Origin of the sequence: Rhizobium sp. SG_E_25_P2 (assembly GCF_029892285.1) — a bacterium.
Classification (GTDB): domain Bacteria; phylum Pseudomonadota; class Alphaproteobacteria; order Rhizobiales; family Rhizobiaceae; genus Rhizobium_E.
Genome location: NZ_JARXVM010000018.1, coordinates 23,872 through 44,740, shown reverse-complemented (window position 1 = coordinate 44,740; position 20,869 = coordinate 23,872). Strand labels below are relative to the sequence as shown.

Here is a 20,869-nt window from a genome sequence, read left to right as displayed (position 1 = left end):
GAATGCGCCTGCCATAATCATAAAACAGAGGTGAACGACATGACGGATAAATTCGAGAAGGACTGCCTGGATATTCTTTCGGCGAAGGCCGCGCGCGGGGAGATTTCGCGCCGCCGGTTCACGCAGATCGCCGCCTTCCTCCTGGCTGGCGCGCCGCTGGCGCTGAAGGCCAAGGGCGCTCAAGCCGCCGCCAACGAACTCGTCTTCGTCAACTGGGGCGGCGACGCCGGCACAGCCTATGATGAGGCTTACGGCCAGCCCTTCCTCATGGAAGCCGGCGTAACGGTGAAGCAGGACGGCTCCGGCCCGACCGAGGGCGCGATCGAAGCCCAGGTCAAGAGCGGCAAACCCAGCTGGGATATCGTCGACGCCGATCCCTTCTCCGCCGAAGCGCTCGGCAAGAAGGGCCTGATGGAAGAGATCGACTATTCGATCGTCGACAAGAACAAGATGCGCCCCGGCTTCGGCTGGAAATACGCGGCATCCACCTATTTCTTCTCCTACATCATCGCCTATGACGCCTCGAAATTCGGCGACAAGGTTCCGACCGGTATGGCCGACTTCTTCGACGTGGAGAAATTCCCGGGCAAGCGTTCGCTCTACAAATGGGGCGCAGGCATGTGGGAAGCAGCGCTCCTCGCCGACGGCGTGACGCCCGATAAGCTCTATCCGCTCGATCTCGATCGGGCCCACAAGAAGCTCGAAGCCTTCAAGGACAATGTCGTTTCCTATTGGGGCGGCGGCGCCGAAAGCCAGTCGGTGCTTCTCAACGGCGAAGCCTCGATGGCGCTGATCTGGTCGACCCGCGCCGGCCTGATCGAACAGGATTCCGGCGGCTCGATCAAGTTCGTGTGGGACCAGGGCCTGATCTCGCCCGGCGCCATGGGCGTTCTGAAGGGCAATCCCGGCGGCAAGGACACCGCCATGAAGTTCATCGCCTCCGCCCAGGACCCGGAAAAGCAGATCGTGATGTTCGACAAGCTTGGCCAGGGACCGGCCAATCCGGCCGCCGACGCATTGATCCCGGAGGACAAGAAGCGGCTGAACCCCGTCGATCCGGAAAACATGAAGAAGCAGATCGCTCTCGACATGGCCTGGTACGAGACCAATTACGGTCCGGCGCTCGACGCCTACACCAAGATCATTTCGGCCTGACAGTAGCGGCTCGCCCCTCATCCCCCTGCCGGGACCTTCTCCCCGCAGGCGGGGAGAAGGAGGATGGAGCAGGGACATCACCAAAATCGTCCTTCTCCCCGCAATGCGGGGAGAAGGTGGCGGCAGCCGGATGAGGGGCTGTCATCAACCCATTTCCACTTCCGGAACCCCACCGCCATGCCGCACAGTCTCAAGCCTTTCGTCCTTATCGGCCCGCTGGTGCTGTTTCTGGCGGCGGCCTATGTGATGCCGTTTCTCGGCGTGCTCGAATGGAGCGTGACGCTGCCCGAGCCGGGACTGCAGAATTATGCGACTGCCGCCACCGACCCACTCATTCTCTCCGTGATGATCCGCACCTTCCGCATTTGCCTGATCGTCACCGTCTTCGCCGTCACGGCGGCCTATGCGATCAGCTATATCTGGGTGCGCGGCACGCCGGGCCAGCGGTTGGTGATGGAATTGTGCATTCTCATTCCTTTCTGGATCTCGGTGCTGACCCGCGCTTTCGGCTGGGTTTCGCTGCTGTCCAATCGCGGACTGCTCAACACCTGGCTCACCCAACTCGGCGTCATTTCCGAGCCGCTGACGATGGTGCGCAACGAATTTGGCGTCGTGCTCGGCATGGCGCATTTCCTCATTCCCTTTGCGGTGTTTCCGATCGCCTCGTCGATGCGCAGCCTCGACGAACGGGTGCTGCTCGCCGCGCGCGGCATGGGCGCCACGCCAAGACGCGTGTTCTGGCAGGTCTATCTGCCGATGACCGGCGCCGGCATTCTGGGCGGCGCGATCCTGACTTTCGTCTTCTCGCTCGGTTTCTTCATCACCCCCGCCATCCTCGGCGGCGGTCGGTCGGTGATGGCAGCCGAACTCATCTATCTCCGCATCTTCCAGAGCCCGGATTGGGGGCTGGGCGCGGCGATCAGCGTCATGATGATGATCATCGTCGGCCTGCTGCTCTCCCTGCTCATGCGTTATGCGCGCCCCAACGGCATGCTGAAGTGAGGTCGCGCCATGTATAAACCCTCCACCCTCGCCGTTCTCGCCGCCGCTTTCGTGGCGATCTTCCTGCTGATGCCGCTGATTGCGGTGGCGCCGGTGTCTTTCACCCCGGCCCGCTTCCTGTCCATGCCAAGCGGGGTCTGGTCGCTCAGGCATTACCAAGCGCTTTTGAACGATCCCAGTTGGGCTGAGGCCGCCTGGCTGTCTGTCCGCATCGCGCTGATGAGCACGATATTTTCGACCGCGCTCGCGCTGGCCTTCGCGCTCGGCGTCTGGATGTTTCGCCCCTGGTTTTCCAGCATTCTGATCGGCTTTGTGCTGATCCCCATGGTGGCGCCGCCTGTTGTCTCGGCCATCACGCTCTATTTCTTCCTGACCTCGCTGTCCAAACTCAACGACTGGATCGGTTACGACACGCCGCTCGGCGTCGCGCTCGCCCATGCCGTGATGATCGCGCCCTATGGCGTGGTGCTGATCCTGGTGGCGTTGTCGCAGGTAGACCGGCGCATCGATCTCGCCGCGCGCGGCTTCGGGGCCGGCGTCTTCACCCGTGTGTTCAAGGTCATCCTGCCGAATATCCGCTTCGGCGTACTCACCGCCGCTTTCATGGGCTTCGTACTCTCCTGGGAAGAGATCGGGGTTACTCTGTTCATCACCTCGGTGAACGCCGTCACCCTACCGCGCAAAATGTGGATGGGCCTGCGCGACAATATCGATCCCGCCATCGCCGCGATTTCGGTGATCCTCATCGTGCTCGTGGTGATCGGCGTGCTGGTGAAGACGGTCCTCGCAGGCGGCGAGAAAAAACCCGCCGAGTGACTTGCCGCGGCCTTCAAATTATACAAATGTAGAATAACAGACTCGCAGACAGGGAGCGCGACGTGATCAGCACGGGCATGTATCTCACCAGGCTTTTGGAAGCCTATGGCGTCGACACGGTGTTCGGCATTCCGGGCGTGCATACGGTGGAGCTGTATCGCGGCCTTGCCGGCAGTTCGATCCGCCACATCACCCCACGCCATGAACAGGGCGCCGGCTTTATGGCCGATGGTTACGCCCGCGTCTCGGGCAAGCCGGGCGTCTGCTTCATCATCACCGGGCCGGGCATGACCAATATCGTCACCGCCATGGGCCAGGCCTATGGCGATTCCATTCCGATGCTGGTGATCTCCACCGTCAACAGCCATGGTCGCATGGGTTCGGGCGAAGGCTGGCTGCATGAATTGCCCGATCAGCGGGCGCTGGTCGAGAATGTCGCCGCCTTCAGCTATACCGTCAACCGCCCCGAGGAGCTCGCGCCGGCGCTGGCCCGCGCCTTCGCGGTGTTTGACAGCGCGCGGCCTCGCCCCGTCCATATCGAATTGCCGATCAATGTGATGCTGGCTTCCGCCGAACATCTGACGGTTCCCCGCCAGATCGCTCGTCTTAGCCGGCCGGAGGCGAAATCCGACGACATCGCCGCAGCGGCAGACCTTCTGAATGGCGCCAAAAGCCCCGTCATTCTCGTCGGCGGCGGCGCCGCGCGCGCGGCCGACGAAATTCGCTCACTCGCCGAAATGCTCGACGCCCCCGTGGTCATGACCACCAACGCCCGCGGCCTGCTGCCTGTCGGCCATCCCCTCGCTGTGTCTCTGTCGGCAAGCTACTCCGCCACGCGGCAGATGATCGAAGCCTCCGACGTTGCGCTCGCCATCGGCACCGAATTCGGCCCGACCGATTACGACATGTATGAAGACGGCTTCTTCACTATTCCGGGCCGCCTGATCCGCATCGACATCGACCCGACCCAGATCATGCGCACCATTATGCCCGAAATCGGAATCGTCGCCGACAGCGCCGAGGCCGCCGGACACCTTGCCGCCCTCATCGAGCCGGCGTCGCGCAACGGCTCGGCCCGCGCCGCCCATATCGCGACCAATCCCAACCAGGATCTCTCGCCGCAGATGCTCGGTGATCTCAAGATCCTCGAGACGATCCGCGACCGGGTTCCCGACGCCATCTTCGTCGGCGACTCCACCCAGCTCGTCTATGCCGGCAATCTCGGCTACGCCTCGGCGGCGCCGGGCTCCTGGTTCAACTCCGCCACCGGTTACGGCACGCTCGGCTACGGCCTGCCCGCCGCGATCGGCGCCAAGCGCGCTGCGCCGGAACGGCCTGTGATCGCGCTCGCCGGCGACGGCGGCGTACAATTCACCATCGCCGAACTCGCCTCCGCCAAGGAGGCGCGCCTGCCGATCACGCTGCTGCTCTACGACAACAAAGGCTATGGCGAGATCAAATCCTATATGGTGTCGCAGAACATCCCGCCGCTCGGCGTCGACCTCTTCACCCCCGATTTCCTCGCCCTTGGCCAGGCTTATGGCTGGGAAACCGCGCGCGCTGAGACGCTGGACGATCTCTTCGACCTCGTCGAAGCCGCCGCCAAGAACACCGAGCCGACGCTGGTGCTGTTTGGCCCGGAGGTGCGGGATCAGGCGATGAAGGCGATTTCGTAAAAACACCCCTCCCCACCCCCTCCCCACAAGGGGGAGGGGCTAGCCCGGCCGCGACGTCTTGCCTTTTACAAACCTCGTTTTTCCTGTGAGGATAGCCGGGACAGACGACAGCGCTGCAGGTTAAGCCCCTCCCCTTGTGGGAGGGGTTGGGGAGGGCCTCCTATTATCGGGAGGGATTTTCATGACAAGGAAGAACACCATGACCCAGTTCAACCAACCTCTTGGCGGCAATGAGATGCCGCGCTTCGGCGGCCCCTCGACCATGATGCGCCTGCCGACGCAGCCGACAGCGGAAGGCCTTGATGTCTGCTTCGTCGGCATACCGCTCGATATCGGCGCATCCAACCGCTCCGGCACGCGGCTGGGCCCCCGCCAGATCCGGCAGGAAAGCTGCATGATCCGGCCCTACAATATGGCGACCGGCGCAGCCCCATTCGACAGTCTGCAGGTGGCCGATATCGGCGATGTCGCCATCAACACCTTCGACCTCAAGAAGACGGTGGATATCATCACCGCAGCCTATGACGAGATCCTCAGTCATGACTGCATCCCGCTGACGCTGGGCGGCGATCATACGCTGACCTATCCAATCCTCCGCGCCATCGCCAAGAAGCACGGCCCTGTGGCGCTGATCCATATCGACGCCCATGCCGACATCAATGACGAGATGTTCGGCGAGAAGATCGCCCATGGCACGCCCTTCCGCCGAGCCTATGACGACGGCCTGCTGATCAACGACAAGGTCTTCCAGATCGGCCTGCGCGGCTCCGGCTATTCGCCCGACGATTTCAACTGGGGCCGCTCCAAGGGCTGGACGGTGGTGCAGGCCGAGGATTGCTGGGGCAAATCCATGACGCCGCTGATGGCCGACATCCGCGCCAAGATCGGCGACGCGCCCGTCTATTTCACCTATGACATCGACAGCCTCGACCCCGCTTTCGCGCCGGGTACCGGCACGGTCGAAGTCGGCGGGCTGACCACCTGGCAGGCGCTGGAAATCGTCCGCGGCGCAGCCGGCCTCAACATTGTCGGCGGCGATTTGGTCGAGGTCTCCCCGCCTTTCGACCCCTCGGGAAACACCGCGCTGATCGGCGCTAATATCCTCTATGAAATGCTCTGCGTTCTGCCGGGCGTGAAAAGGATAGTCTGATGTCTGCTGCCCAGAACCGCGAACAGACTGTCCGCGCGCTGATCGCGGCGCTGGATGATTATCTCAGCCGGTTTAATGGTCCAGGCGTCGCCGATGTCCGCGCCGGCATCGGCCGTTTCCGCGGCGGGCCGGTGCGGGAAAAGGCGCCGCATGGCATCGCCGCCGTCGATCACGTCGACGTAGCGCTCGACTGGATGACCGCCAACGGAGAGGCGCCGCTTGCCGGCGCTATCCGCGCCGCCATGCCCTATCTCGACTGGCGCGCCTATGATCCCTATCCGCGTGAGATCATCGGCGAGACCTACGCGACCAATCATTGCGCGACGATCCTGATCGGCGAACATGGGCTGATCCAGGCGGAGGATTTCGATCTCGGCCTGTTCGGCTTTGGCCCCAATATTCTTTACCGCGATCATAAACACGCCGCCCCGGAGCTCTACGCGCCCTTTACCGGCCCGAACGGTTGGCGATTTCAGCCCGGCGACCCGCTTGATTGGCGGCCGGCGCATGAGCCCGTCTGGAACGAAGCCTGGGCTCCGCATGCTTTTCGTTCCGGAAATGTTCCATTTCTCTGCGTCTATGGCTGGACGAAGGATGTGAACATCCCGGCGGAAATGATCCTTTGTGACGATTGGGCCGCTGTCGAAGCGGAAAACCAGCCTCTATCCGCCTGAAATGACCAGGAACTCCTCGATGAATTTGCTTTTGGCAAGCGGGAATTGCCGCTTGCTTTCCCCCGTTGCATTGCACAAACTCTTGTTCAAACAAGGGGAACAACCGCGCTTATGTCGATCAAGGCCAGCATCTATCATCTCACGCATTACACATACGACAATCCAGTTGTCCTGAGCCCGCAGATCATCCGTCTCAAACCGGCGGCGCATTCCAAGACCAAGGTGCTCAGCCATTCGCTGAAAGTCACGCCGTCCAATCATTTCGTCAATCTGCAGCAGGATCCCTACGGCAATTACCTTGCCCGCTTCGTCTTCCCGGAACCGGTGACGGAACTGAAGATCGAGGTCGATCTCGTCGCCGACATGACCGTCTACAATCCGTTCGACTTTTTCGTCGAGGAATCGGCGCAGGCCTGGCCGTTCGACTATTCCGAGGATCTCGTCGAAGACCTGTCGATCTACCGCAAGCCGGAGCCGACTGGCCCGCTTCTCGACGCCTTCCTGAAAACGCTCGATCGGACGGAAGGCCAGCACACCGTCGACATGGTGGTGGCGCTGAATGCGCGGCTCCAGCAGGAAATCGGCTATGTCATCCGCATGGAGCCCGGCGTTCAGGAGCCGGAGGAAACGCTGAAGACCCTCAAAGGCTCCTGTCGCGACACCGGCTGGCTCTTGGTGCAGATCCTGCGCCATCTCGGCTTCGCCGCCCGCTTCGTCTCGGGCTACCTGATCCAGCTCGCGCCCGACATCAAGGCGCTTGACGGACCTTCGGGAACGGAGGTCGACTTCACCGATCTGCACGCCTGGTGCGAAGTCTATATTCCCGGCGCCGGCTGGGTAGGCCTTGATCCCACATCAGGTCTGCTGACGGGCGAAAGTCATATTCCGCTCGCCGCCACCCCGCATTTCAAGAATGCCGCCCCCATCACCGGCGGCTATTTCGGCAAGGCGGAGACGGAATTCGCCTTTGACATGACCGTGACCCGCGTTTCCGAACATCCGCGCATCACCAAGCCTTTCCCGCAGGACAGCTGGGAGAAGCTGGACGAACTCGGCGAAGAGGTCGACGCCTATCTCAAGGCCGAGGATGTGAGGCTTACCATGGGCGGCGAGCCGACCTTCGTCTCCATCGACGACTTCCAGGCGGAGGAATGGAACACCGGCGCGGTCGGACCGATGAAGCGCGGCCTCGCCGACACGCTGATCCGCCGCCTGCGCGACCGCTTCGCCCCAGGCGGATTCCTGCATTACGGCCAGGGCAAATGGTATCCCGGCGAAAGTCTGCCGCGCTGGACCTTCTCGCTCTATTGGCGCCGCGACGGATTGCCGATCTGGAACGACCCGGGCCTGATCGCCATCGAGACGCGCGATCACGAGATCACGCATGAGGATGCGGGTCGGCTGCTGCAGGCCATCGCCGTTGAACTCGACATCAAGACCGACAATGTCGTGGCTGCCTATGAGGACCCGGCCGAATGGATCGTTCGCGAGGCCCGTTTGCCGGAAAATGTCGATCCGTCCAATTCCAAGCTCAAGGATCCCGAAGAGCGCAGCCGCATCGCCAAGGTGTTTTCCAATGGCCTGACGACGCCGGCGGGTTATGTCCTGCCGGTTCAGGCCTGGCAGGGCCGCGTCTCGGGCCGCACCTGGGTGTCGGAACAATGGCGCACGCGGCGTGGTCGGCTCTATCTTGTGCCAGGCGACTCCCCCGTCGGCTTCCGCCTGCCGCTCAATTCCCTGCCCTATGTCTCGCCCTCCTGGTATCCCTATATCAATCCCACCGATCCGATGATCGAGAAGCCGCCTTTGCCGGATTTCTCGACCGAAAAGGGCCGGGTGATGCACGAGCACTCCTTTCAGCGCGACATCGCTTTGCGCGACCGCCCGGTCGGCCAGTCCTATGAGGAAATCGGCGGTCGTGTGCGCACCGCGATCTCGGTGGAAGTGCGCGACGGCCGCGTCTGCGTCTTCATGCCGCCGACCGCGACGCTCGAGGAATATCTCGATCTCGTCGCCTCGGCCGAACGCGCCGCCGCGGCCCTGAAGCTGCCCGTCCATATCGAGGGCTACACCCCGCCGCATGACGAGCGCCTGAATGTCATCCGCGTCGCCCCCGATCCGGGGGTGATTGAGGTCAATATCCATCCGGCCCACAACTGGCAGGACTGCGTCAACATCACCACCGCCGTCTATGAGGAGGCGCGGCTTTGCCGCCTCGGCGCCGAAAAGTTCATGATCGACGGTCGCCACACCGGCACCGGCGGCGGCAATCACGTTGTGGTCGGCGGCTCCACGCCCTATGACAGCCCGTTCCTGCGCCGCCCGGACCTGCTCAAGAGCATCGTGCTCTATTGGCAGCGCCATCCGTCGCTGTCCTACCTGTTCTCAGGCCTTTTCATCGGCCCGACCAGCCAGGCGCCACGCATCGACGAGGCGCGCCATGACGGGCTCTATGAGCTGGAAATCGCGCTCGCGCAGGTGCCCGCGCCCGGCAAGGGCATACCGCCCCTCCCCTGGCTCGTAGACCGTCTGTTCCGCAATCTGCTCGTCGACACCTCGGGCAACACCCACCGGTCGGAAGTCTGCATCGACAAGCTGTTTTCGCCTGACGGCCCGACAGGCCGGCTGGGGCTGGTCGAATTCCGCGGCTTCGAAATGCCGCCGGAGCCGCGCATGTCGCTCGCCCAGCAATTGCTGATCCGCGCCTTGATCGCCCGGTTCTGGAAAGCGCCGCTCGAGGGTGGTTTCACCCGCTGGGGCACGACGCTGCATGATCGTTTCATGCTGCCGCATTTCGTCTGGGCCGATTTCATGGACGTGCTCGCCGACCTTCGGCAGCATGGATTCGATTTCCGCCCCGAATGGTTCGAAGCGCAGCTCGAATTCCGCTTCCCCTTCTATGGCGAAATCTCCTACGACGGCGCCCGCCTGGAACTCCGCCAGGCGCTGGAGCCCTGGCATGTGACAGGCGAGACCGGCGCGATCGGCGGCACGGCGCGCTTCGTCGATTCCTCCGTCGAGCGCCTGCAGGTCAAACTCGACACCGCCAATCCCGGACGCTTCGCTGTCGCCTGCAATGGACGGCCCGTGCCGTTGACGCAGACCCATGCGGGCGGCCCGGCAGTGGCCGGCGTGCGGTTCAAGGCCTGGCAGCCGGCAGCCGGCATCCATCCGGTTTTGCCGGTCAACACGCCGCTAACCTTTGACATTTATGATCAATGGACGGGGAAGGCGGTGGGCGGCTGCATTTATCATGTTGCCCATCCCGGTGGGCGCAACTATGAGACCTTCCCCGTCAACGGATACGAAGCGCAGGCCCGGCGGCTGGCGCGCTTCGAACCCTGGGGGCATACGGCCGGTCTCTATCAGCTCTGGCCCGAGCAACCTCATCCCGAGTTCCCGTTGACGCTGGATCTCAGAAGGCCGCCAGGAGTCTGAATTGGCAAGAATTGAAGCGAGCGGCAGGAAGGACGACAAAGCCTTGGCGGACCGCGCTTTCGACTACAAGCCGATCGCCGGCGCGCCGGACGAGATGCTGGGACCGGACGGGAAAGTGCGCCCGGTCTGGCGTCACTTCGTCGAATCGCTTTCCCGCATGCCGGAGGCTGAGCTTGAGCGCCGTCTCGACAAGGCCGACCGCTATCTCCGCGACGCCGGCGTTTTCTATCGCGCCTATGGCGGCGCGCCCAATGCCGAACGCTCCTGGCCGCTTAGCCATGTTCCCGTGCTGGTCGACGCCCGCGAATGGGAAAATCTCGCCGAGGGACTGATCCAGCGCGCCGAACTGCTGGAACTTATCGCCGCCGACGTCTATTCCGACAACAGACTTGTGCAGGAGGGTTTCCTGCCGCCGGGCCTGATCGCCGGCAATCCGGAATACCTTCGCCCTGTGGCCGGGCTGAAGCCGGTCAGCGGTCACTATTTACATTTCGTCGCCTTCGAGATTGGCCGTGGCCCCGACGGCAATTGGTGGGTGCTCGCCGATCGTACGCAAGCGCCCTCGGGCGCCGGCTTTGCGCTCGAAAACCGCGTCGCCACCACCCGCGCCTTTTCCGACATCTATGCCGAAACCCATGTCCATCGCCTCGCCTCTTTCTTCGGAGCGTTCCGAGATGAGCTGCAGAGCTACAAGAAAAACGCCGACGATCGCATCGCCATCCTGACCCCGGGCCCGGCCAACGAAACCTATTTCGAACATTCCTACATCGCCCGCTATCTCGGCTTCATGCTGCTGGAAGGCGAAGACCTGACGGTGGTCGACGGTCAGGTGATGGTGCGCACCGTCGCCGGCCTAAAGCCGGTCAGCGTGTTATGGCGCCGCCTCGACGCCAGCTACGCCGACCCGCTCGAATTGAACCAGCATTCGCAGATCGGCACGCCGGGCCTGACCCAGGCGCTGCGCGCCGAGACCGTGACCATCGTCAATGCGCTCGGCGCCGGGCTTTTGGAGACCCGCGCCTTCCTCGCCTTCATGCCGGCCATCTGTCGGCGCCTGTTGAACGAGGATCTGAAACTGCCGTCGATCGCCACCTGGTGGTGCGGTCAGAAAAAAGAGCGCGAGCATGTGGCGCGCAATCTCGACAAGATGGTGATTGGCCCGGCCTATTCCCGCCTGCCATTTTTCGATGACGCCGGCGAATCCAAACCCGGCCGCCTGCTGCGCGAAAAAGATCCGGAAATCCTGAAAACGCTCGCCGAGCGCGGCGGCCGGCTCGTTGGCCAAGAGATCGTCAAGCTGTCGACCACACCCGCCTTCGTCGACGGCAAACTCGCGCCCCGGCCGATGAGCCTGCGCGTCTTCGCCGCCCGCACCCGCGACGGATGGACCATCATGCCCGGCGGTTTCGCCCGTATCGGCGCCGGCGACGACGTGTCGGCCATCGCCATGCAGAAGGGCGGCTCGGTCGCCGATGTCTGGATCGTCTCCGACAGGCCGGTGAAATGGTCCACGCTGCTGCCGTCGGAAGAGAATTTCACCCGCAACATGCCCGGCAGCCTGCCGAGCCGCGCAGCCGACAATCTGTTCTGGCTCGGTCGCTATATCGAGCGGGCGGAAGGAGCGCTGCGCATCCTGCGCGCCTGGCACGGCCGTTTCGCCGAATATGCCGACCGCAAGCAGCCGCTGCTTGCCAATGTCTCCGATTATCTGGCCGCGCTCGACATCGACACGGAAGAGGTTGTGCCCGAAAGCCTGCTGATGAATATTTCGAGCGCGCTCTATTCGGCGTCGAACATCCGCGACCGCTTTTCGCCCGATGGCTGGCTGGCGCTCAACGATCTCTCCAAGACCGCGCGCGAATTCCGCGAAAAGATCCAGCCCGGCGACGACGCCACCAGCGCCATGACCGTTCTCTTGCGCAAGCTCGCCGGTTTCGCCGGTCTCGTGCATGAAAACATGTACCGCTTCACCGGCTGGCGCTTCCTGTCGATCGGCCGCTATCTCGAACGCGGCCTGCACATGTCCCGCCTGCTAGGCCATCTCTCGGGACCGGATGCGCCCGACGGCGCGCTCGACATGCTGATCGAGATCGGCGACAGCGTCATGACCCATCGCCGTCGCTACAATGTCGCCACCGCCCGGATGACGGTGACCGATCTCTTGGCGCTCGATCCGCTGAATCCGCGTTCGGTGCTCTATCAGCTCAACGAGATCAAGACCGAAGTCGAGCAATTGCCGAACGCCATCGTCAACGGCCAGATGTCGCCGGTGCACCGCGAGGCGCTCAGGCTCTATTCGACTCTCGCATTGATGACGCCGGAAAGCATGTCCGACGACGTATACAGTCGTCTCGAACGGGAAATGGAAACCTTTTCCGACCTTCTCGCCCGCACCTATATCGGCTAGGCTCCGCCATGCTTTACGACATTACGATGAAGATCGGCTATCTCTACGAGGTCCCGGCCAGCGGCGCCCGCCATATGGTGCGTGTCCTGCCGTTGACGCTTGGGCCCTGCCAACGCCTGATCGCCGGCACGATCAGTTTCGATCCGCAACCGCAGGAGCGATCGGATTTCGTGGATTTTTTCAAAAATCCCGCCGTCGCCGTCAATTTCCGCCGTCCGCATGAGAAGATGGAAATCCGCCTTCAGGCGCGCGTCCAAGTCGAGAACCCCTCGCCCCAGGCAGATTTCTCGCCGACGGTCGCCAAGCTCGGCGCGGAAATCTCTGATTGCTGGTCAGTTGAAGCGGAGGCGCCGCATCACTTCATCGCCGACAGCCCGCGGCTCGGGCCCGCCCCCGAGATTTCTGCCTGGGCGAAAACCATCGTCAAGCCCGACATGTCCATTCGCGAGGCGGCGGCGGCCCTCTGCAGCCGCATCCACCAGGACTTCAAATATCTGCCCGGCGCGACGACCGTCGACACGCCCGCCAAGGAAGCTTTCAAGCTCAAAAAGGGCGTCTGCCAGGATTTCGCCCATGTGATGATCGTCGCGCTGCGATCTCTCGGCGTTCCCGCCGGTTATGTCAGCGGCTTTCTACGCACCATTCCACCGCCGGGCAAGGAACGCCTCGAAGGCGCTGACGCCATGCATGCCTGGGTGCGCGTCTGGTGCGGCCGCGCCACCGGCTGGATGGAATGGGATCCGACCAATGACATCATGGCCGGCTCCGACCATATCCGCGTCGGTTTCGGTCGCGACTACTCCGACGTCGCCCCGGTGATCGGCGTGCTCAAGAGCTATGGCAGCCATTCGACGACCCAGGCTGTCGACGTCATCCCTGTCAAAGTTTAACGCCCTGTAAACACCGGTAAAATTTGCCTTAAATTCGAGCGCGGCCGGAAACCGGGATACAAGATTTCGCTGCTAGCCTTCGCGTCGTGACCACTCCATGATGAGAGTAGCATGATGCGACCACGCGGTAGATGTTTTACCGACCTGCGCCGCCTGTTGAAGGACAAGCGCGGCAATTTCTCGATTATGAGCGCCCTGATCCTGCCGGTCGGGCTCGGCGCGGCTGGCCTTGCGATCGACGCATCGCAACTGATCGCCAACAAGAACGCGCTCCAGGCGGCGGCCGACGCCGCAGCACTGGCCACCGCTTCAGCGCTCGCCAAACAGACCATCACCACCAATGAAGCCCGGGCTTTCGCCGTGGATTTCGTCAAGGGGCAGATGTCGAATCAGGTGAGTTCGGACGACGCGGAAGAGGAAGACCAGCAGTTCGACTTCTCCAGTTGCACCGATGTCGGGGCGTCCGAGACGAGCACGGTCGGCACGGCGAAAAAATACAACGTCACCGTAACCACCTGCCTCGATGTCGATTACTCGGCATTGTCGAATTTCCTCGGCAAGGACGGCGGCCGGCTCACGGTCAGCGCTTCGACAGTGTCGACGACGGAAAGCAAAAATGCGCTGTCGATGTATCTGGTGCTCGATCGTTCCGGTTCGATGGCGGAATACACCGACACCGTCTCCGGCAGCTATACCTGCCGCTATGGCCGCCGGACCTATACCTGCTACACCTACTACGACAAGATCACTGCGCTCCGGAACGCCGCCAATAGCCTGATGAGCCAGTTGGCGAGCGCCGATCCGGATACGGTGCTCGTGCGCACGGCGGCGGTCTCCTACAATTCCGCCATGCAGACGCCGGTCAATCTCGCCTGGGGCGAAGACCACGCCAAGACCTATATCAACGCCCTGACAGCGACCGGCGGCACCGATTCGAGCGCGGCCTTCAAGACGGCCTATCAGGCGCTGAACGCTGCATCCGAGGACGCCGCGCATGCGGAGGTCAATGGCCAGACGCCGTCGAAGTTCATCGTCTTCATGACCGACGGCGACAACAACTACACCTCGGCCGACACCACGACCAAGCAATGGTGCGATTCCGCCCGCACGGCCGGGATCGAAGTCTATTCCGTGGCCTTCATGGCGCCGGATCGCGGCAAGGCGCTTCTCAATTATTGCGCGACGACCAGCGCCCATTATTTCGCCGCCGAAGACGCCGACGACCTCAACGCCGCCTTCGAATATATCGGCGAACGCGCCACCGAAACGGCGACGCGCCTGACCCAATAGCCGCTCATTCCTTTGCCTGCCCGCAAAACTTGCCGTCGGCCCCGCGCCGGCGGTTTTTTTGTTTATCGATCAACAGTTGATCTTGTCGTCGCGGAATGCCTATTATCGGCGAAACAACAAAGATGTTCGGCGGGGACAGACCGACATCGCAAGGGGGAGCGCCATTTTGGGCAGGGTCGCATTGTCACCAACAAATGCCAGGCCGAAGGGGATTTTAGCGAAGCATGATCCCGCTCAGCACATCGTCCCGTCACCATCGATGCGCATAAAAGCTGCATCGACATCTCCAATTCGGTAGCGACATCGAGAAGATCATGACCACAAAGACCGAGACGTCCGAAATCCCCTTTCCGTCGCCGCGCCCGACCGATCCGGAAGCGCTTGCCAAGGACATCGTCGAACGGCTGACCTACCGGATCGGCAAGGATGTGAAGGTCGCCAAGCCGCATGACTGGCTCACGGCCGCCATCCTGGTGATTCGCGATCGCATCATCGACCGCTGGATGGCGTCGACGCGCGAGACCTACGATACCGGCGGCAAGCGGGTCTATTATCTTTCGCTCGAATTCCTGATCGGTCGCCTGATGCGCGACGCCGTTTCCAATCTCGGCCTGATGGAAGAACTGCGCGACGCCCTCAAGACCCTCGGCGTCGAAATCGACCTTGTCGCGGCGCTGGAGCCCGACGCGGCGCTCGGCAATGGCGGCCTCGGCCGTCTCGCCGCCTGCTTCATGGAATCCATGGCGACCACCGACATTCCCGCCTATGGCTACGGCATCCGCTATGTGCACGGCCTGTTCCGCCAGCAGATCGCTGAGGGCTGGCAGGTCGAATTGCCCGAAACCTGGCTCGCCCACGGCAATCCCTGGGAGTTCGAGCGCCGCGAAAGCGCCTATGAAGTCGGCTTCGGCGGCCAGGTCGAATCCGTGCTCGCCCCCGATGGCGACGCCCGCTATGTCTGGAAGCCGGCCGAGCGCGTCATCGCGGTGGCTTGCGACACGCCGATCGTCGGCTGGCGCGGCAAGCGCGTCAACACGCTGCGTCTGTGGACCGCCCAGCCGATCGACCCGATCCTGCTCGACGCCTTCAATGCCGGCGACCATATCGGCGCGCTGCGCGAAAGCAACAAGGCCGAGAGCCTCGCCCGGGTTCTCTATCCGGCCGACGCGACGCCTGCGGGACAGGAACTGCGCCTGCGTCAGGAATTTTTCTTTTCCTCGGCCTCGCTTCAGGACATTCTTCGCCGCCACCGCCAGCAATACAACAGCTTCGACAATCTGCCGGACAAGGTCTCGATCCAGCTCAACGACACCCATCCTTCCGTCTCTGTCGCCGAATTGATGCGCCTGCTCTGCGACGTGCATGGCTATGAATTCAATGCCGCCTGGGAACTGGTGCGCAAGACGATCTCCTACACCAACCACACGCTGCTGCCGGAAGCCTTGGAAACCTGGCCGGTGCCGCTGTTCGAACGTCTTCTTCCCCGCCATATGCAGATCATCTACGGCATCAACGCCAAGATCCTGCTCGAAGCGCGCAAGGAGAAGGGCTTCACCGACGCCCAGATCCGCTCGATCTCGCTGATCGACGAAGGCGGCGATCGCCGGGTGCGGATGGGCAACCTCGCTTTCGTGGGCTCGCATTCGATCAACGGCGTCTCGGCGCTGCACACCGACCTGATGAAGGTCACGGTGTTTTCCGATTTGCACAAGCTTTATCCCGAGCGGATCAACAATAAGACCAACGGCATCACGCCGCGCCGCTGGCTGCAGCAATGCAACCCCGACCTGACCGCCCTGTTGCGCGAGACGATCGGCGACAAGTTCCTCGACGAGACCGAGGCTTTGCAGGACCTCAACAAATTCGCCGAGGACGCCGAATTCCTGAAGAAGTTCGCCGCCGTCAAGCGTGACAACAAGGCTCGCCTCGCCCAGTTGATCCAGAGCCGCATGGGCCTCAAGATCGATCCCTCGGCGATGTTCGACATCCAGGCCAAGCGCATTCACGAATACAAGCGCCAGCTTCTCAACATCATCGAGGCGGTGGCGCTATACGACCAGATGCGTTCGCGTCCCGAGCTTGACTGGGTGCCGCGCGTGAAAATCTTCGCCGGCAAGGCGGCGCCGAGCTACCACAACGCCAAGCTGATCATCAAGTTGATCAACGATGTCGCCCGCGTGGTCAATTCCGACCCGGCCGTGCGCGGCCTGCTCAAGGTCGTTTTCGTGCCGAACTACAATGTCTCGCTCGCCGAGATGCTGGTTCCGGCCGCCGATCTGTCCGAACAGATCTCGACGGCAGGCATGGAAGCCTCGGGCACCGGCAACATGAAGTTCGCGCTGAACGGCGCGCTGACCATCGGCACGCTGGACGGCGCCAATGTCGAAATGCGCGATTGCGTCGGGCCTGAAAACATCAAGATCTTCGGCATGACCGCTGAAGAGGTCGGCGTGGCGCGGTCGGAAGGCCACAATCCACGCGCCATCATCGAAAGCTCCCGCGAATTGTCCCAGGCGTTGCACGCCATCTCATCCGGCGTTTTCTCTCCGGATGATCCCGGCCGCTTCGCAAGTCTCGTGGATGGTCTGTATCAGCATGACTGGTTTATGGTCGCCGGCGATTTCGACGCCTATGCCGCCGCCCAGCGCGACATGGACCAGCTATGGACGGACGAAGCCGCCTGGTTCTCCACGGCGATCAGGAACACCGCCCGCATGGGTTGGTTCTCGTCGGATCGCACGATCCGGCAATATGCAAAGGAAATCTGGAGAGCGGGATGAGCCAAAAGGCGGGAACGGCCGGACGCAAGACAGGTTCTGGGGGAGGAGTTGCGAACGACCGGGCCATGCCCGAAGCTTCAGCGGAGGCGGCCCCCGGCGCGCCTGCCGCTGAGCGCCCGAAGGACACCAGGGACTTCCGCATCTTCAATGAGGAAGTCGCAGCCATCGTCAATGGCGTGCACGCCAACCCGTTCGCGGTGCTCGGCGTGCACGAATTCGGCAAGCAATGCATCGCCCGCACCTTCATTCCCGGCGCGGAAAGCGTAATTGCCTACACGCTCGGCGGCGACGTCGCGGGAGAAATCCCGCGTCGTGACCCGGCTGGCTTCTTCGAAGGACCGGTCTCGATCAAGAGTCGGCAGCCGCTGCGCTATCACGCCCAGAATGCGCTCGGTTCCTGGGATGTCGTCGATCCCTATGGTTTCGGCCCGGTGCTTGGCCCGCTCGACGATTTCTATCTGAGCGAGGGCTCGCATCAACGCTTGTTCGATCGCCTCGGCGCGCATCCGCTTCGCCATGAAGGAGCCGACGGTTTCCATTTCGCCGTTTGGGCGCCGAACGCCGCCCGCGTCTCCGTGGTCGGCAATTTCAACAGCTGGGACGGTCGCCGCCATGTCATGCGTCACCGGGCCGACACCGGCGTCTGGGAAATTTTCATCCCTGGCATCGGCGCGGGCGAAACCTACAAATTCGAGATTCTCGCCAAGGACGGCGCGCTTCTGCCGCTCAAGGCGGATCCTTTCGCCCGGCGGTCTGAACTCCGTCCGAAAAACGCCTCTGTGACAGCCCCTGAAATGGCGCATGACTGGCAGGACGCAGCCCATCGCGCCTGGTGGTCCAGCGTCGACGCCCGCCGTCAGCCAATCTCCATCTATGAAGTCCACGCCGCCTCCTGGCGTCGCAAGGCCGACAACGAGATGATGAGCTGGGACGAGCTCGGCGACACGCTCATCCCCTACTGCGTCGAGATGGGTTTCACCCATATCGAATTCCTGCCGGTCACCGAACATCCCTTCGATCCGTCCTGGGGCTACCAGACCACCGGGCTGTTTTCGCCCTCGGCCCGTTTCGGCGAGCCCGAAGGTTTCGCGCGTTTTGTCGATGGCGCGCACAAGGCAGGCGTCAGCATCATTCTCGACTGGGTGCCGGCGCATTTTCCGACCGATGAATTCGGCCTGCGCAATTTCGACGGCACTGCGCTTTATGAACATGCCGATCCCAGACAGGGCTTCCACCCCGACTGGAACACGGCGATCTACAATTTCGGACGGACGGAAGTGGCGAGTTTCCTCGTCAACTCGGCGCTCTATTGGGCTGAAAAATTCCATATCGACGGGCTCCGCGTCGACGCCGTCGCTTCGATGCTCTATCTCGATTATTCGCGGAAAGACGGCGAATGGGTGCCCAACCAATATGGCGGGCGTGAAAATCTCGAAGCAGTGCAATTCCTCCAAGAGATGAACAAGCAGCTTTACGGCTCGCATCACGGCATCATCACCATTGCCGAGGAATCCACCTCCTGGCCGAAAGTCTCCGCCCCCGTGCATGACGGCGGCCTGGGCTTTGGCTTCAAGTGGAACATGGGCTTCATGCATGACACGCTGCAGTATCTGGCGCGCGACCCCGTGCATCGCAAGCATCACCACAATGAACTGACATTTGGCCTGCTCTACGCCTTCTCGGAAAATTTCGTGCTGCCGCTCAGCCATGACGAGGTGGTGCACGGCAAGGGCTCGCTGATCGCCAAGATGGCGGGCGACGACTGGCAGAAATTCGCCAACTTGCGCGCCTATTACGCCTTCATGTGGGGCTATCCCGGCAAGAAGCTGTTGTTCATGGGCCAGGAATTCGCCCAGTGGAGCGAATGGTCGGAGGCGCGCGGTCTCGACTGGGGCCTGCTCGACTATCCCAGCCATGCCGGCATGCGCGATCTCGTCCGTGATCTGAACCATCTCTACAAGGACAAGCCAGCGCTTCACGCCCGCGATTGCGAGCCGGAAGGCTTCGAATGGCTGATGGCCGACGCCCACGAACATTCGGTCTATGTCTGGCTGCGCAAGGCGCCGGGCGAAAAACCGATCGCAGTGATCACCAATTTCACGCCGGTGGTGAGGGAGAACTACCGGATACCGCTGCCTGAGACAGGCACGTGGCGGGAAATTATGAACACCGATTCCGAAGTCTATGGCGGCTCCGGCATCGGCAATATGGGCGCGGTTCTCGCCGGGCCCGGGGAACTCGGACGGGCTGCGGCGCATTGCACGCTCCCGCCGCTGGCCACTCTGTGGCTTGAATTGGCAGACTGACGAAGCAATACGGGAGGACTTCATAATGGCGGAAAAACGCATTCAACCCCTGGCGCGCGACGCCATGGCCTATGTTCTCGCCGGCGGCCGCGGCAGCCGGCTCAAGGAATTGACCGACCGGCGCGCCAAGCCCGCCGTCTATTTCGGCGGCAAGACCCGCATCATCGATTTCGCTTTGTCGAACGCATTGAATTCCGGCATTCGCCGCATCGGCGTCGCAACCCAATACAAGGCGCATTCGCTGATCCGCCATCTGCAGCGCGGCTGGGACTTCTTCCGGCCCGAACGCAACGAGAGCTTCGACATCCTGCCGGCCTCACAGCGCGTGTCGGAAACGCAATGGTATGAAGGCACCGCCGACGCGGTCTATCAGAACATCGACATCATCGAGCCCTATAACCCGGAATATATGGTCATCCTGGCCGGCGACCACATCTACAAGATGGACTATGAGCTGATGTTGCGCCAGCACGTCAATTCGGGCGCCGACGTCACCATCGGCTGCCTGGAAGTGCCGCGCATGGAAGCAACCGGCTTTGGCGTCATGCATGTCGACGACAAGGATGTGATCATCGACTTCATCGAAAAGCCCGCCGATCCGCCCGGCATTCCCGGCAATGAGGAATTTGCGCTGGCCTCGATGGGTATCTATGTCTTCCACACCAAGTTCCTGATGGACCTTCTGCGCCGCGACGCCGCCGATCCCAATTCCAGCCGCGATTTCGGCAAGGACCTGATCCCCTATATCGTCAAGAACGGCAAGGCCGTGGCCCATCGCTTCGCAGAATCCTGCGTGCGCGCCGAGACCGAGACGCATGCCTATTGGCGCGACGTGGGAACGGTGGACGCCTATTGGCAGGCCAATATCGACCTGACCGACATTGTCCCCGAACTCGATCTCTATGACGGCAACTGGCCGATCTGGACCTATGCCGAGATCACCCCGCCGGCGAAATTCGTCCATGACGAAGAAGGACGCCGCGGCGCCGCCGTGTCCTCACTCATCTCCGGAAACTGCATCGTCTCGGGCGCATCGATCAACCGCACGCTGCTGTTCACCGGCTGCCGGGTGAATTCCTATTCGCAGCTCGACCACGCCGTCGTGTTGCCGGAAGTCACCGTGCATCGCAATGCGCGTCTGAAGAACTGCGTCGTCGATCGCGGCGTCATCATTCCGGACGGCCTCGTGGTCGGGGAGGATCCGGAGCTCGACGCCCGTCGGTTCCGTCGCACCGAAAGCGGTATCTGCCTGGTCACCCAGGCGATGATCGACCGTCTTGGCTGA

13 protein-coding genes are annotated in these 20,869 nt (G+C 62.4%); all 13 read left to right on the top strand.

The annotated features are described in order from the left end of the window. Positions 1–39 precede the first annotated feature (39 nt). The 13 genes from M2360_RS21370 (at position 40) to glgC (ending at position 20,869) form a co-directional block, all read left to right on the top strand. Positions 40–1,155 carry an ABC transporter substrate-binding protein gene (locus tag M2360_RS21370; RefSeq protein WP_280777410.1) on the top strand — a complete coding sequence of 372 codons (1,116 nt, stop codon included), beginning with the start codon at positions 40–42 and terminating at the stop codon, positions 1,153–1,155. Positions 1,156–1,332: 177 nt separating this feature from the next. Continuing rightward, complete coding sequence (locus M2360_RS21365) at positions 1,333–2,157, top strand: ABC transporter permease (RefSeq protein WP_280777409.1); 825 nt, start codon at positions 1,333–1,335, stop codon at positions 2,155–2,157. A gap of 9 nt (positions 2,158–2,166) precedes the next feature. Next, positions 2,167–2,973, top strand: coding sequence for an ABC transporter permease (locus tag M2360_RS21360; protein WP_280777408.1), 807 nt, complete (start codon positions 2,167–2,169; stop codon positions 2,971–2,973). 62 nt (positions 2,974–3,035) lie between these two features. Beyond that, positions 3,036–4,649, top strand: coding sequence for a 5-guanidino-2-oxopentanoate decarboxylase (locus M2360_RS21355; protein ID WP_280777407.1), 1,614 nt, complete (start codon positions 3,036–3,038; stop codon positions 4,647–4,649). A 181-nt stretch (positions 4,650–4,830) separates the two neighbouring features. Continuing rightward, positions 4,831–5,799, top strand: a complete 969-nt coding sequence (speB, locus tag M2360_RS21350) for an agmatinase (protein WP_280777406.1) — start codon at positions 4,831–4,833, stop codon at positions 5,797–5,799. Next, positions 5,799–6,473: a dimethylsulfonioproprionate lyase family protein gene (locus M2360_RS21345; RefSeq protein ID WP_280777405.1), complete on the top strand. Its 675-nt coding sequence runs from the start codon at positions 5,799–5,801 to the stop codon at positions 6,471–6,473. The genes speB and M2360_RS21345 overlap by 1 nt, the downstream gene beginning before the upstream one ends. 111 nt (positions 6,474–6,584) lie before the next feature. Further along, positions 6,585–9,911 (top strand): transglutaminase family protein, encoded by a 3,327-nt coding sequence (locus M2360_RS21340; RefSeq protein ID WP_280777404.1) that lies wholly within the window; start codon positions 6,585–6,587, stop codon positions 9,909–9,911. Positions 9,912–9,954: 43 nt separating this feature from the next. Further along, positions 9,955–12,318, top strand: coding sequence for a circularly permuted type 2 ATP-grasp protein (locus M2360_RS21335; RefSeq protein WP_263823166.1), 2,364 nt, complete (start codon positions 9,955–9,957; stop codon positions 12,316–12,318). Between the two features lie 8 nt (positions 12,319–12,326). Further along, complete coding sequence (locus M2360_RS21330) at positions 12,327–13,208, top strand: transglutaminase family protein (protein ID WP_280777403.1); 882 nt, start codon at positions 12,327–12,329, stop codon at positions 13,206–13,208. A gap of 111 nt (positions 13,209–13,319) precedes the next feature. Then, the gene (locus M2360_RS21325) at positions 13,320–14,498 is read left to right on the top strand and encodes a TadE/TadG family type IV pilus assembly protein (RefSeq protein WP_280777402.1); all 1,179 of its coding nucleotides are present in this window, start codon (positions 13,320–13,322) and stop codon (positions 14,496–14,498) included. 314 nt (positions 14,499–14,812) lie between these two features. Next, positions 14,813–17,278, top strand: coding sequence for a glycogen/starch/alpha-glucan phosphorylase (locus tag M2360_RS21320; RefSeq protein ID WP_280777401.1), 2,466 nt, complete (start codon positions 14,813–14,815; stop codon positions 17,276–17,278). Between the two features lie 65 nt (positions 17,279–17,343). Next, on the top strand, positions 17,344–19,584 hold the full coding sequence (gene glgB / locus M2360_RS21315; protein WP_280777400.1) for a 1,4-alpha-glucan branching protein GlgB: 2,241 nt from the start codon (positions 17,344–17,346) through the stop codon (positions 19,582–19,584). A gap of 25 nt (positions 19,585–19,609) precedes the next feature. Beyond that, a complete protein-coding gene (gene glgC, locus M2360_RS21310; RefSeq protein ID WP_280777399.1) occupies positions 19,610–20,869 on the top strand; it encodes a glucose-1-phosphate adenylyltransferase in 1,260 nt (419 codons plus the stop codon).